Source organism: Phycisphaeraceae bacterium (assembly GCA_020639155.1).
Taxonomy (GTDB): Bacteria; Planctomycetota; Phycisphaerae; order Phycisphaerales; family UBA1924; genus JACKHF01.
This window is the reverse complement of record JACKHF010000001.1, coordinates 617,526-630,637: the sequence shown is the minus strand read 5'-3', so window position 1 is coordinate 630,637 and position 13,112 is coordinate 617,526. Positions and strand designations below refer to the sequence as shown.

The following is a 13,112-nucleotide window of genomic DNA, read 5'->3' as shown; positions in this document are numbered from 1 at the left end:
GGCAAAGCCTACGCGTGCAGCCTTGCCGCGTCAGCCTGCGTTCGTGGTCTGCGGAACAGAAGCTCGACGTCGGTTCCGATCTGTTTCACACGCCTGAGTTCAAACTTTCGCCCCGCAGACAGTGAGTCAGCGACGCGTCCTGTCGCGACGGATCGTGCCAGATCGTCGCCCAGCAGGAGTGGGGCGATATAGACCAGTGCCTCGTCGATGAGGTCCGCTTCGATGAGCGAGCCGAGCAGACCAGCGCCGGACTCGACCAGCACACTGGCAATGGAGTGCTGGTCCCAGAGCTGGCGCAGCATCTCGTGCATATCGACAAAGCTCCCCCCCGGCTTGGCAAACGTGACCGACGGCGCGTGCTTTGGTTTGACAGGGAGCACGATCACGCCCGTGCTCTCAAGCTGTTCCCGCTTTGACGCGTTGATGCCAGCCTCGGCACTGGCGGCATCGCACGCAAGGATCGTCGGTATCTCCCTCGCACTCTGCACAAGATTGCACTGGAGCGGGATGTCAAGGTTTGCATCCGCAACAACGCGGGTTGCGACGCGCCGAACACGCGGCACATCGCGCGCAGTGAGTTGCGGGTCATCAACTGCGACAGTGCCGAGCCCACACAGGATGGCATCGGTTCGCGCTCGCCAGCGATGCACTCGTGCTCGCGACTGTGGACATGAGATCCACTTTGAGGATCCCGTGCGTGTTGCGATGCGACCATCGATGGTTTGCGCCCACTTTGCGGTGACCCAGGGGAGCCCCGTGATAACCCGTTTTCGGAAAGGTTCGGAGATTGCACATGCAAGCTCGCTCTCGGCAGACTGCTGCACATGTATTCCAGCGGCATGAAGGATGTTGGCACCGCCAGCAGCCAAGTTATGCGGATCGGCACATGCGTAGACAACGTGTGCAATGCCCGCATTGATAATCGCCTCAGTGCATGGCGGCTGCTTGCCCATGTGTGTGCATGGTTCGAGTGTGACATAGCACGTCGCACCACGGGGATCATTGCCGCGGGCGATGCAATCATTGATCGCCATTCGCTCAGCATGCATCTCACCGAACCGAGTGTGATGTCCCATACCTATGATGGTGCCATCACGCACGATGACCGCGCCGACTAAGGGGTTCGGCTCGACATTGCCCCACGCGCGCAGGGCAAGCCGAGCCGAAAGGTCGAGCATCTGCTTTGCTTCATGGGGTCGCGCAGTCATGGAGAGCATTATTGGTAGCTCCCGCCAGCCGCGTGCATACCCGTGACACGGCTGTTACGAGGCTGCCCCTGCTGTCAGCACGGGTGCTGCTGGGAAGTCGATAGCGGTTTCTGCGACGTGGTTGAACACATTTGTATACGTTGCAAGCGCAAACACAGCGATTGTCTCGGCGATGGATGCGTCGTTATACCCTGCATCTCGGAATGATGCAACATCCTCGTCCGACACCCAGCCCTTTTTCTCGTTCAGCGCGAGTGCGAATCGTGCAAGCGCGTTCAGCTTGGGATCTGTCATAGTGCCAAGCCTCGCCTCGATGGTCTGCTGCTCGGTTAATCCTGCGCCTTTGCCGAGCTGGGTGTGCGCGGCAACACAATAGTCACACCCGTTTGCCTGCCCAACAGCGAGCTGGACAACCTCACGTTCAGCCGCAGACAATGAAGACTTGCCAAGGGCGCCAGCCATTCCGAGATATGTTTCCAGTGCAGCGGGTGAGTTTGCCATCGCGCGGAAGATGTTGAAGTTTTTGCCCTTGAGCGGGCCATCAAGAAGTTCCTTTGCTTTGCCGGTTGCGGTTGCGGAATCGATCAGTGAAAGACGTGCCATGTGGATTCTCCTTTTATATAACTCAGAACAACTGTGTCTACGTCAGATGATACCGATCGTTTCAAGGTGACACCCCAAAACACAGTACAGACACTTGCGACCAGTTTGCAACTACTGCATCATCTTTGCTCTGTCAGAGTGACATATATGCGGCTAGGCACGAGCCGGATCTGATGTCATCCCACGCACCTGCGATCTGTTGTATTGATACGGTCGACCGAATCACTGGAGCAAGGTCGATCGTTTTTCGGGACAACTCGATCACGCCTTGGGCGAGAGATCCGTGTCGTGTCGCGACAATGCGAAGCTCCTTCTCGTGAGCGAGCGAAAGATCAAAGAGTTCCGCCTGACGTGTCGCAGCGAGGACAACTGTTGTGCGAGGCTGGGCAAGCTGGCACGCGCATAGGAATCCTTCACGCGATCCGGAGCACTCAACAACAGCGTGTTGATCTGATCGTCGTCCAGCGTCGGTTCCCGGCCGGTGCTTGATCGAGAGCTGGTCGCACACCTGCGCAACCAGAGCGGATGATGTCTGGTTGAGCGTGACGACTCGGGTGAGTGGGCATGAAAGCCGCATCGCCTGTGCGCACACGAGTGTGCGCGCGCATGATCCAACGATAGAAACAAACGCATCACGCTGTACGGGAACTTCTGTTGTAATACGCATTGCCGTGCCTGCCAGTTGGGCAAACGACGCGTCAGTATCTGACATGTCGTTGGGGATTCTGACAACAGATTGGACGGGTACATACGAGACTGCATCTGGCTCGTAGACAGATTCTCGATGCGGGCAGTGATCCGACAATCCAGCCGTGCATGTGCTGCAGGTTGCGCACGGGACAGATGCTGGCACAACAACACGGGTGTGAAGCAGATCACGCATCGAAGGCCCGCTTGTATCAGCCGCTTCCACGACGCCCGTGTAGCAGCCCGGTGTGTGTGATGAGAAGCTATCTGTTGGCGCAATGTCGCCGGTGAGTGCGTACCCGGTGGTGCGTACGAGCGCTGTTGCCTTGGGTTTGGCAGATGTCCGTGTGGTGGAAGAGAGATCAGCCCGCTGCATCAGGGTGCTATCGGCCCGAATGTGCGGATGGTGTGCTAGTTCTCGCGTCGAGGGAAGCCTGCTGGTGTAGATGGCGTTTCAATCGGTGCGGGCGGTACAAGCGGTAAGTACTCATAGTAATAGAGCGATCGTGAATAGACCGGATAGATGTAATCGGTCCTTCCAGCAAAGACAACGGATGGCGTCTCGTTTGTCAATCGCCAGCGGGACCACTCGCTTCTGTTCAGTCCAAGATCGCTTTGCCCTGTGAGAGTGTGCAGCGATCGAAGCGCGTTTCGATTCACAGAGAGATCCTGATCATCGAGCGCGGTGATGAGTGTATCGACGACGTCGAGCCGGTCGTACTGCCCGAGTGCGTCTGCAGCTTCAGCCCGGACAGCTGCGCTTTCCTCATGTTCGGGTGACACAACCCGCAGCAGCGCTGGGACCACCTCGGGGTTATGCAATCGTTGCAGGCCTCGGGTGACTTCGAGTCGGACCAGATCTGATGTGTCATTCAGTAGTGCAGCAAGCGCGATAGCGTGGGATGGGTTTCCATGGTTTGCGAGTCCGCGCGCGCCTGCAGCACGCACCCCCTCATCCTCGTCCTGCAGCGATGCTTCAAAGAGTCGCAGATAGACATCCTCGCCCGCAAATACTGCGTTTGCGAGCAGCAGCACGCCACGATACCGCTCGTTGGAATCGTATGGATTGGTTGCCATCTGGGCAGCTTGCAACGGCGTGGTCGGTGAGAAAATCTCATTGACAAAGTTGTCTTGAGGATGCCCACGATCAAAGTTCAGCCATCCGCAGCCTGTAAGTGCGATCGCACACGTGGCCACTGCGCACATGGCAACTGTGCGAACGCGTTGAGCGCAGTGTACGAGCACATCAGAACACCAGGTCATTCTCATCCTCACGCAGCGCGACTGGTTTCTTTAACACTTCTGAGAGAAGAAACGCCCGACGCAACGAGCGAACATCAGACCCGAGTCCGAGTCGCTGGCGTGCGGGGTTCGAGAAGTTGGATTGCGATTCATCGGAATACCCGTCAGGGCCGAGCGATGTCTGGAACGAGGCGAGATGATGCTCGCGCAGGTCTTCACCCTCGTGATGGATGTGCTCGTGTTGCTTGGCTGCAGCCTGACGCTGCGCACGTTCGCGCGCCAGCCGCTGGCGTTCGGCCTTCTCGCGTCGGCGTTCGCGCTCCACCAGCGAAATCTGTTCCTCTTCGGGCTTTGGTTCGGGGCGGGATGCCTGCTTGCGAAGTTGCTGCTCCTGCTGAACCTTCGCATCGAGTGCAGCTCTGATACGTGCGATCGCGGGATGCACATTCTGAGGGGATGATGGTGATTGAGACTGTGTGTGTACAAATGGTGACGTTGTTTGTGCAGGTGAAGATACAGGCGTGCTCGTGGATGCTGCTGGGCCGGTTGATGAGGCTGCACGCGAACGTGCAAGATCACGCAGGCGCTGCATCTCAGCATCTCGTTGCGCTTTGCGTTCCTGGATCTGCTGCATCCGTGCCTCGCGGAGCGAGCCCGGTCTGGGCTGACCGGTGGCATCGACCGAAGCGAACGGTTTGTTGAGACCAGCGTTGGGATCCCAGACAGGGGAATCCTCGTCAGCTAGGCTGGGTGCTGATGCAGTTCGGGTTGGTACAGGGAGGCCAGCCATCCCTGCGATCGCGTCTGCTTCATCATCGCGACCCAGTTCGCGCAAACGATCGATCTGGCTCATCGCCTTGCGTTTCTTCGCGGTCTTCTTCGATTCTGAGATCGCACGAAGAACCGGTGGCAACACCGTGAAGAGAAGAATAAAGATGATTGGGAGAAGGCCGCGTGGCATGACGCATCATACGGCCAGTTGTGGATCCCGTCCGCAACCGGTCAACGGCTGGCAGATGCCGGGGAACCCGGGGCGACAGCCAGCAGTTTGCCATCCTGCACCAGTCCATTGAGCGAAATTCCGAACACTTCTGTCAGGATTCCCGATGCAACGACCCGCTCGGGCGTGTCATCCAGCGCGATCGTGCCCGTGCTGTCCTGCACAATGACTCGGTCTGCCCAGCGAACCGCGAGCGAGACATCGTGACTCACGACGAGCACCCCGCGCTCGTGTGATCTTGTCAGGGTTTGGAGCAATCGCATCGCGTGCTCGGCAGCGTATGGATCCATCGCGCTGGTCGGCTCGTCAGCCAGCAGCATCGATCCTGCGTGCGATGTGCTCGGTGCCGTCCAGCCAAGCTGCGCCAGCGCTCGTGCGAGGGTTGCCCGCTGCCGATTTCCCACACTCAACTCATGTACCGGCTTTGCATCTGCATCGTGCAGCGATACCGCGTTGAGTGCGCTGCTGATCCGTTCTTCGCGTTCGCTCGCAGTCAGCTTGAGTGAGATGAGCCCCATGCCGACGTACTCGCGCGTGGTGTATGAGAATGCAAGATCTGTTCGCTGGGGTACGAACGCGATCTGCTGCGCGCGATCCCGTGTGCGCATGGTCAATACATTCTGATCGTGGAGTGAGATGCTGCCTGATGTTGGTGTAAGCAACCCCGCAAGCAATCGCAGTGTTGTGGACTTGCCGCAGCCGTTGGGGCCTATCAGGCATACCAACTCGCCATGACGCAGCGCGATTGACAGCGACCGTACGATCGGCGTACTGGCGTGGTACTGGAAGTTGATGCTGTCCGCGCGAAGCATGGTAAATCGTATCAGATTGGCGGTCACTGGTGGATATCGGGTGCGATGCTATCTCGTGTGTTGCGCGAACCAGGTAGTCAGTTCGTCCTTGGTTGTGCTTCCGCTGGCAACCGCGAGTGTAATATCGGTTGCATCATCAGGTTCCGCGTCAAACTCGATTGCGTTGGCATACAGGAACACGACAGCCGCAGCGAATCCCGCGCGTTTGTTTCCATCGACGAATGGATGGTTCTGCACAATATGGAACAGATACGCAGCAGCCATTGCAGCGTATGACCCGTGCAGATACTCGCCATCGAATGCCTGCCTCGGCATCGATACTGCTGCTTCAAGCAGTCCGATGTCGCGTACCCCGTTTGCTCCGCCTTCGTGATCGATCGTGCTCTGATGGATGTCGAGCACGTCCTGTACCGACAGAAACCGGACTGGTCGGTTCTGCGTCACTTACTTCGCCAGCTTCTTCAGCGTGCTGCTATATCGATTCCGCACCTTCTTCATCAGGTCGTTGACACGATCTGTGCCAAGGCCGACATGCACTGGCGTGATGGTCAGATGCCCGTCAGACACCGTGACCTGCACCGGTGTCTCCGGCGTGATGCCAAGCTGATCCAGAATCGTGCGATCAAGGATGATCGCGTGCGAGTTGCCGTGCTTTGTGAGTGACTTGATCAATCGCGATCTCCTTTCGTATATCCAATGGTACTACATATCGACGAGAAACGCAAATAGAACACACACATCAGCTGCTGGCGCGCCCATTTATCGCGTTAGTTTGTCCAATAACTTTATTTGATTCGCTTCGCGATCGTGATCCCCTCGCGCAATGGCACGCACGCGGTCAGGAAATCGGGGTCGTTGGCGAGCATTCGGTTGGCTTCGTCGGCAGCATCGCGATCGGGGTTGCTGCCCGGTGTCTCGTCGATCCACCAGCCCGCACCCAGCGCGTTGTCCATGATGAATAGACCACCGACCTTCACCAGCGGCTTTGCCCGGTGGACATACTCAGGATACTCGCGCTTCACCGCGTCAGCAAAGACCACATCGAACGACGCGGGGCCGAACTCGGAGTTCAGTTGGTCGATCACATCCAGCGCTTTCCCGCGATGGAGTTCGATGGACTGCGCGATCCCGTATGAATCAAAGAACGACTGGGCAAAGTCGGCGTGCTTCGGCTCAAGTTCGACCGTGATCAGTTTGCCATCTGGAGCGAGCCCCTTGGACAGCCACGTCGAGGAGTACCCCGCGAGTGTGCCAAGCTCCAGCGCGCGCATCGCACCCATCCCGTTGTTGGTGGTCGAAACGAGCATCTGCAGGAACACGCCGACCTCGGGCGAGACCGAGATCGCGGGAATCCCCGCAGCGATCGCGCGGTCCATCAGCGTTGCGAGCTGATCGTCGTCCTTCCCGAACACCTCGCGCATGTACGCGTTGGTGTTATCCCATCTGTCCGGTGTCATGTCCATGTGCAAGCGTACGCCCGAACTGTGGGAATCACTTCCGCAACGAGTTCAGATCGATCACAAACCGATACTTCACGTCGCTCTTGAGCATGCGTTCGTAGGCTTCGTTGATCTGGTCCATCCGGATCATCTCGATATCAGAAACAATGTTGTGCTTTGCGCAGAAGTCGAGCATCTCCTGCGTCTCCCTGATGCCGCCGATGAGTGAACCGACCAGTCTGCGACGTTTGAAGATCATGCCCATGACCTGCAACGGCGGATGCGGATGCTCCGGCGCGCCGACGAGGCACATCGTCCCGTCGCGATGCAGCATGTTCAGATACTCGTTGATGTCGTGCGATGCGCTGACCGTGTCCAGAATAAAGTCGAACGAGTTTGCCTGCTTCTCCATCTGCGATGGATCGCGCGAGATCACAACCTCGTCTGCTCCCAGTCTGCGCGCGTCGTCCGCCTTGCCCGGCGATGTCGTGAATAGCACCGTGTGCGCGCCCATTGCGTGGGCAAACTTCAGCCCCATGTGCCCCAGACCGCCGAGCCCGACGATTCCAACTTTCTGTCCTTTGGTCACCTTCCAGTGTGCAAGCGGCGAGTACGTCGTGATTCCTGCGCACAGGAGCGGCGCGGTCGCAGCAGGATCGAGATTCTCAGGCACGCGCAGCACGAAGTCCTCGTTGATTGTCATCGCGGTGGAGTACCCGCCGAATGTGTGCGCTGTCGTGCCGTGCGGATCATCCGAGTTGTAGGTGAACACAGCGCCGGGTTCGCAGTAGTTCTCGAGCCCGTCCTTGCACGAGTGGCATGTTCTGCACGAATCGACCATGCACCCGACAGCGCACAGGTCGCCAACCTTGAACCTTGAAACGTCACCGCCAACCTTTGTGACGCGCCCGACGATCTCGTGTCCCGGCACGCACGGAAACTTTGAGAACCCGCCCCATTCGTTGCGCGCCGTGTGCAGATCGGAATGGCACACGCCACAGAAGAGCACATCGAACTGCACATCGTTCGGGAGTGGATCCCTGCGCGGGAACGAGAACGGCGCGAGCGGGGATGTTTCTGTCTGGGCTGCGTATGCGTCGACGTTGTACATGGTTCTCTCCTGTGGTGGCGTGAAGGGTAGCCAGTCGGATGAACCACGGAGACGCAGAGACACTGAGAGATGAAGGAAGTGTGAAGAAACTGGAATGAGCCTACGGTATAAGTTATGGCTGACAGCAGGGTTCGCTTACAGGTAGAAGACTGGGTTCGTACCGAGTGGCTCAGAACACACTTTAATCAGCACTTTGGTCGAGAAAGACTGGTGCTTGAGGCTGGTGGAGTCTTTGACTTTGATGCAGTCAGTCTTGATAAGAGTATCGTTGCAGTTATCTCGACAAGTGGTGCACTCACATCGAGTGGAAAACAAGCCTCGGCAAAGCTCCACAAAATCAGAGCAGATATGCTGTTTTTGATGATGCTTCCAAGTTGCAGGAATCGGCTTGTTGTGCTTACAGAAAAGTCAATGTACGATCGGTTGATCCGTGAAAAAGAAATCGGCCGCGTTCCTGAAGCGATCAACTTTCTTCACGCCGAGATTCCAAGTGACCTTCGAGCATCTCTAGACGCAGCCCATAACGATTCTTCAGACGAAATACGAGTGCGTCCTTCGATGTAACTGCTCTGTGTCTCAGTGCCTCTGTGGTTTCTCCACTCACTCCTGCACCATCGCATCAAGCACACGCTCATCCGGGTAGAGTTCTTTTATTTTTTCTCTGATGCGCTGGATGCGGTTCTCGGGGTTCGGGTGCGTTGATGCAAACTCGGGCGGGCGTGATCCGCCGCCGGAAGATTCTGCGAGGATCTCCATCACGCGGACCATGGACCGTGGGTCGTACCCAGCCTTTGCCATGATCTCAACGCCGTACATGTCTGATTCAAGCTCGTCGCCCCGGCCGTACTTCATGTTGATGAGGTTGCCGAGCATCGCAGCGAACTGCGCGGACTGCTGCGATCCGCCAGCGATGACTGCTGCGCCGGTGAGTCCCTGCGTGAGCTCCTGCTTCGCGATGCGCTGCGCGCCGTGGCGATGCACAACGTGCCCGATCTCGTGCCCGAATACGCCCGCGAGCTGTCCCTCGGTTTCGAGTCTGTTGTAGAGCGCTTCGGTGATGTATGTGTTGCCGCCGGGGAGTGCGAAGGCGTTGACGACGTTATCGTCCTCAAGCAGTGTGAACGAGAACGGCCAGATGTTTTCGTGACCAGCGTGGAGTTCCTGCATCGCACCGACAAGTTTCTTGCCAACCTGCTCGACGATCGCCTGCCCCTGCGGGTTGGATCGTGCGACACCGTGGTGTTGGGCGATCAGTTGCGGCGCAGCCTGAAATCCGAGCTGGATCTCCTGATCGGGTGTCAGACTGATGTGCTGCTTCTCGCCGGTGAGCGGGTTGATGGACGACTTGTTCATGTATCCGACGATGGCGACCAACGCGAGCACGAGCGCGATGATGAGGCGCGGCGCGATCTTGGACATCCCGCGCGGGCGCATCATCTGCGGCATCTGTCGCGAGGATGGGCGCGAGCCGAGCATTGAGACCTGCCTCGGCTGACCACGCATCATTGAACCAAGTTGGGCAATATCCATCTGACGTGGCGGCGGACGCGAGACAATGACGCGGCGTCCGGCTCTGGATTGACGGGCGTAAGGACCTGACTGGGGCATGGTTCCACCTCCGGTCGATCGTACACCGCGCTGATGCCCCCGCCGGCATAAGAGGAGAATGAGCAATGAGCGCGAAATGTTGGACGGCGATCGCTTCATTTCCGGAAAACTCAGGAGGGGTAATACTCCCTGATCTTGGTGCAATGCTGCGATTTCAGCCGGAAAACAAGGGTGTATTCCACAGCCCCCTCAGAAAAGGTGGACGGACTCCTATCGACTGCCGAAGATCATCTCCCCACGCAGCTGGCCTGTGTTTGAGCGTGCTGCGTTTCTTCCGTGTGTTTATCCAAGTTCCTGTTCCACCCTGAGGCTTTGCATTCCATGCGGTCTGGTTCTGTCACATCACTCGGTCCTGTCAGCCCCACCGATCTTGAGTTGTACGGTGCTGTGCCAGGTGTTGCTGCGGTTGCTCGCGATGAGCAGCTTCGGGTGTTCTGGTGCAACGACGCGTTTCTTGCGCTGTGTCAACGGCCCATGGAAGACGTCATCGGCACGACACCCTTCGATCTGCTTCCAGAGGTCGTGGCTGAAGAACGCGCTAGCGCCAGTCGGCGGGTCATGGAAACGGGAACGACGGAGGTGTTCTTCCAGTTCGGTGCAGATCGCAGATTCCTGTGCACAGTCGTTGTGCTTGACGCATCTGAGTTCGGTCACAGGGGCGTGCTCGCGCTCCTGCAGACAGCACCATGCTCGACACTGCACGATCCTTCAATCCCCATTCCAGTGCTGCAGACGCCGAGTCTTGATCTGTTTCAGAGATTGACACCGCGCGAGATGGAACTGCTCCATTTTATTGCACTCGGAGAAACCACCGAGGACGCTGCGAGCACACTCTTCCGCTCTGTGAAAACAGTTGAGGGACATCTGACATCCATCCATCGGAAACTTGGGACGAAGAGTCGGGCAGAGCTTGTTCGGTACCTCGTCGAGCGAGGTGTTGCAGCGTTCACGCGCGAGGAATGGATGATGGTGGTAGCTGGTGCAGCACGTGTGAAACGCGCGGGCAAATCCAATCAGCTTGCTCTCGCGGGCGCCCCCGACGAAACCGCATGACGAGCCGGATCTGCATAGAGGCATGTCACGTATAATGTTCCGAGGCTTTGCATAGCGCAATGCCATCGGAACGCACTGTATGATGTTCGGGTTACTCAAACATAGATTCCAAACGCAGGCCGCATCGCTGGTCTTCGGTGCAGGCACAACATATCTGTTAGCGGCTGGTTTCCACACATGGAACCGATACCACGAACCATGGGGCGACAACGCACATGAGTTTGTTGTGATTGATGCCAAGCAGAACCGTCACATCGTTGTCAGTGTGTCAGAGATCTCCGGTATCACGTCGCATTGGACGTATCCGCTGGAAGGGATGAACTGCACAGTTACAGCTACGTCCAACACTGTCACAGCAAATGGCATTGGAAGTTGGGGCGATCCGTACGAGTACACATATCCCATCCGAACCAAGCCTGCGTTGCCCGCTTGGGCATTTCAGCATGATACATCAGAGAGCAAGTATGTTGTGACTTCCGGATGGCCACTTCGATGCGCGCAATCCGGTTACAGTGTGTTGTCATTTGGCTGTTTTATCTCGAATGGCAGCACATTTGCGGAAACCACACTGCATCTTCCGGGGGATCGCTACGCAGTTTTCCTGCCGCTTGGTGTTTTGCCGCTGGGGTTTGCAGCGGATACCGCGTTCTATGCTGGTATGTGGTGGTGTATTCTCGTCGTGCCGGGAAGGATCAGGCAACATCGGCGCAGACGTCATGGATTGTGCTGTCGATGCGGATACTCACTCCACGGACTCACTCCCAACACGCCATGCCCCGAGTGTGGTGCATTTGCTGGTTGATCACACCCTCGGCCCGGACTCTTCCATCGCTGCGATTGCATCGCCGAACTGCTGCTGCATTGGCTCGACAACTTCCTTGATGAACTGCTCGGTCTGCTCGACGCTGCGTCCGACGTACTTCATCGGGTCCATCAGATAGTCCCATTGGAGTTCGTGCTTGAGCGCGGGCGGTGCAAAGGCGGGATCGTTCTTCACTCTTTCGAGCAAGTCGTTGTCGAGCCCCTCCTGCTTCACGCGATGGCCCGCAGCTTGCGCATGCACGCGGATGCGCTCGTGTAGGTCCTGCCGATCGCCGCCAGCCTTGACCGCTTCCATAAGAATGTTCTCTGTTGCCATGAACGGAAGTTCGAGCATCAGGTTTTTGCGCACCATCGCCTCGTTGACGATGAGCCCGGACGCGACGTTGTGCATCAGATCGAGCGCGCCGTCGAGCGCGAGGAACGCTTCGGGCAGGGAGAGCCTGCGGTTTGACGAGTCGTCGAGCGTGCGTTCGAGCCACTGCGTCGCAGCGGTGTCGTAGGCGTTGCCCACGAGATTCATCACGAAGCGCGTTAGCCCGCAGATGCGCTCGCAGCGCATCGGGTTGCGCTTGTATGGCATAGCGGAACTGCCGATCTGTTTGTCCTCGAACGGCTCGTCGAGTTCCTTACGATTGGAGAGCAGGCGGATATCGGTGGCGATCTTGTGGAGGACGGAAGAGATGGAAGCAAGTTGTGCCAGAATTGCCGTATCTACAACGCGTGGATACGTTTGCCCAGTTAGTGGATGGGTAAGACCAACGCCAAGGCGAACTCGATCAGCTCGCAGCCCTTCTATTCCCTCGGTAACTTTCAATCTACTTATTACGTCTTTGTACTGCTCGCTTCTACTCAAGTACCATTCACGTTGCTTTCTTAGATCTTCAGCATCAAGAGGGTGAGGCTCACGACCGTTACCGTTCCACGCTTGAAGTCTGTTAACAACGCGAGCCTCAAGCTCATCTATTTTCTGTACATCCGAGTTGAACAGACTGAGGAATGACGCTTGGGTTCCTGTAGCGCCTTTTAACCCTCGAATCGAAGGTACCGTATCCGAAAACTGTGTCCATGCTAGCTTTAGCTCGTATGCCCAGCCGGCAATTCGTCGACCAACTGTGACTGGCTGAGCAGGCTGATAGTGCGTGAAGCCCAGTGAAGGGGCGCTCGCATTCTTTGCCGCTTGGTTGCCGAGTGCAACGATGGATCGATGCACCTTCGCTGATATAGCCCATATGGACTTGTGGATCGTCATCATGTCCGCGTTGCACACCACATCCTGGCTGGTCATGCCTAGATGGATAATCGGCTTTGCTTTCGGACATATCTCTCCCAGACAGTGCACGTGACTCATCACGTCGTGGCGCAGCTCGCGCTCGAGTTCAGCTGCGCGGGCGATCTCTTCGTCGGTGATGCCCCGCTCGACGACGGCACGGAGTTCCTCGACCTGTTCTTGCGTCACGAGCGGAGCAGGGTCATTCTTTGTGATCTCGTGCTGAGCCTCGGCGACCGCCAGCCAGATACGCCGCCATG

Annotated in this window: 15 protein-coding genes; 3 read left to right on the top strand and 12 right to left on the bottom strand. The window is 57.5% G+C overall.

Annotated elements, in window-relative coordinates:
- Positions 1-8 precede the first annotated feature (8 nt).
- The 10 genes from ribD to H6815_02660 form a co-directional block, all read right to left on the bottom strand.
- Positions 9-1,208 (bottom strand): bifunctional diaminohydroxyphosphoribosylaminopyrimidine deaminase/5-amino-6-(5-phosphoribosylamino)uracil reductase RibD, encoded by a 1,200-nt coding sequence (gene ribD / locus H6815_02705; protein ID MCB9859337.1) that lies wholly within the window; start codon positions 1,206-1,208, stop codon positions 9-11.
- A gap of 54 nt (positions 1,209-1,262) precedes the next feature.
- Entirely contained in the window at positions 1,263-1,811 is a 549-nt protein-coding gene (locus H6815_02700) for a carboxymuconolactone decarboxylase family protein (protein ID MCB9859336.1), read from the bottom strand.
- Between the two features lie 133 nt (positions 1,812-1,944).
- The gene (locus H6815_02695; protein MCB9859335.1) at positions 1,945-2,874 is read right to left on the bottom strand and encodes a hypothetical protein; all 930 of its coding nucleotides are present in this window, start codon (positions 2,872-2,874) and stop codon (positions 1,945-1,947) included.
- A 35-nt stretch (positions 2,875-2,909) separates the two neighbouring features.
- A complete protein-coding gene (locus tag H6815_02690) occupies positions 2,910-3,695 on the bottom strand; it encodes a HEAT repeat domain-containing protein (GenBank protein ID MCB9859334.1) in 786 nt (261 codons plus the stop codon).
- Positions 3,696-3,744: 49 nt separating this feature from the next.
- Positions 3,745-4,701 carry a hypothetical protein gene (locus H6815_02685; protein ID MCB9859333.1) on the bottom strand — a complete coding sequence of 319 codons (957 nt, stop codon included), beginning with the start codon at positions 4,699-4,701 and terminating at the stop codon, positions 3,745-3,747.
- A 41-nt stretch (positions 4,702-4,742) separates the two neighbouring features.
- Complete coding sequence (locus H6815_02680; GenBank protein ID MCB9859332.1) at positions 4,743-5,552, bottom strand: ABC transporter ATP-binding protein; 810 nt, start codon at positions 5,550-5,552, stop codon at positions 4,743-4,745.
- 48 nt (positions 5,553-5,600) lie between these two features.
- The gene (locus H6815_02675) at positions 5,601-5,996 is read right to left on the bottom strand and encodes a type II toxin-antitoxin system death-on-curing family toxin (GenBank protein MCB9859331.1); all 396 of its coding nucleotides are present in this window, start codon (positions 5,994-5,996) and stop codon (positions 5,601-5,603) included.
- Entirely contained in the window at positions 5,997-6,224 is a 228-nt protein-coding gene (locus tag H6815_02670; GenBank protein ID MCB9859330.1) for an AbrB/MazE/SpoVT family DNA-binding domain-containing protein, read from the bottom strand.
- 113 nt (positions 6,225-6,337) lie between these two features.
- Positions 6,338-7,015, bottom strand: coding sequence for an O-methyltransferase (locus tag H6815_02665; protein MCB9859329.1), 678 nt, complete (start codon positions 7,013-7,015; stop codon positions 6,338-6,340).
- Positions 7,016-7,043: 28 nt separating this feature from the next.
- Positions 7,044-8,102 carry an NAD(P)-dependent alcohol dehydrogenase gene (locus H6815_02660; GenBank protein ID MCB9859328.1) on the bottom strand — a complete coding sequence of 353 codons (1,059 nt, stop codon included), beginning with the start codon at positions 8,100-8,102 and terminating at the stop codon, positions 7,044-7,046.
- A gap of 114 nt (positions 8,103-8,216) precedes the next feature.
- Here H6815_02660 and H6815_02655 point away from each other — a divergent pair, with 114 nt between their 5' ends.
- Positions 8,217-8,666: a hypothetical protein gene (locus H6815_02655; GenBank protein MCB9859327.1), complete on the top strand. Its 450-nt coding sequence runs from the start codon at positions 8,217-8,219 to the stop codon at positions 8,664-8,666.
- Between the two features lie 36 nt (positions 8,667-8,702).
- Here H6815_02655 and H6815_02650 read toward each other — a convergent pair whose 3' ends face one another.
- Positions 8,703-9,539, bottom strand: a complete 837-nt coding sequence (locus tag H6815_02650) for a M48 family metalloprotease (GenBank protein MCB9859326.1) — start codon at positions 9,537-9,539, stop codon at positions 8,703-8,705.
- A 492-nt stretch (positions 9,540-10,031) separates the two neighbouring features.
- On the opposite strand from H6815_02650, the gene H6815_02645 reads away from it, so the two are divergent.
- Together H6815_02645 and H6815_02640 are read left to right on the top strand one after the other, a co-directional pair.
- Positions 10,032-10,763, top strand: a complete 732-nt coding sequence (locus H6815_02645; protein MCB9859325.1) for a PAS domain-containing protein — start codon at positions 10,032-10,034, stop codon at positions 10,761-10,763.
- 79 nt (positions 10,764-10,842) lie between these two features.
- On the top strand, positions 10,843-11,565 hold the full coding sequence (locus H6815_02640; protein MCB9859324.1) for a hypothetical protein: 723 nt from the start codon (positions 10,843-10,845) through the stop codon (positions 11,563-11,565).
- Here H6815_02640 and H6815_02635 read toward each other — a convergent pair whose 3' ends face one another.
- Positions 11,566-12,684 carry a hypothetical protein gene (locus H6815_02635; protein ID MCB9859323.1) on the bottom strand — a complete coding sequence of 373 codons (1,119 nt, stop codon included), beginning with the start codon at positions 12,682-12,684 and terminating at the stop codon, positions 11,566-11,568.
- Positions 12,685-13,112: the final 428 nt, after the last annotated feature.

Bases quoted from the DNA above. Each gene is read 5' to 3' on its own strand.
- ribD (MCB9859337.1), bottom strand. From the start codon at position 1,208: ATGACTGCGCGACCCCATGAAGCAAAGCAGATGCTCGACCTTTCGGCT.
- H6815_02700 (MCB9859336.1), bottom strand. From the start codon at position 1,811: ATGGCACGTCTTTCACTGATCGATTCCGCAACCGCAACCGGCAAAGCA.
- H6815_02695 (MCB9859335.1), bottom strand. From the start codon at position 2,874: ATGCAGCGGGCTGATCTCTCTTCCACCACACGGACATCTGCCAAACCC.
- H6815_02685 (MCB9859333.1), bottom strand. From the start codon at position 4,701: ATGCCACGCGGCCTTCTCCCAATCATCTTTATTCTTCTCTTCACGGTG.
- H6815_02680 (MCB9859332.1), bottom strand. From the start codon at position 5,552: ATGCTTCGCGCGGACAGCATCAACTTCCAGTACCACGCCAGTACGCCG.
- H6815_02665 (MCB9859329.1), bottom strand. From the start codon at position 7,015: ATGGACATGACACCGGACAGATGGGATAACACCAACGCGTACATGCGC.
- H6815_02660 (MCB9859328.1), bottom strand. From the start codon at position 8,102: ATGTACAACGTCGACGCATACGCAGCCCAGACAGAAACATCCCCGCTC.
- H6815_02655 (MCB9859327.1), top strand. From the start codon at position 8,217: ATGGCTGACAGCAGGGTTCGCTTACAGGTAGAAGACTGGGTTCGTACC.
- H6815_02650 (MCB9859326.1), bottom strand. From the start codon at position 9,539: ATGATGCGCCCGCGCGGGATGTCCAAGATCGCGCCGCGCCTCATCATC.
- H6815_02645 (MCB9859325.1), top strand. From the start codon at position 10,032: ATGCGGTCTGGTTCTGTCACATCACTCGGTCCTGTCAGCCCCACCGAT.
- H6815_02640 (MCB9859324.1), top strand. From the start codon at position 10,843: ATGATGTTCGGGTTACTCAAACATAGATTCCAAACGCAGGCCGCATCG.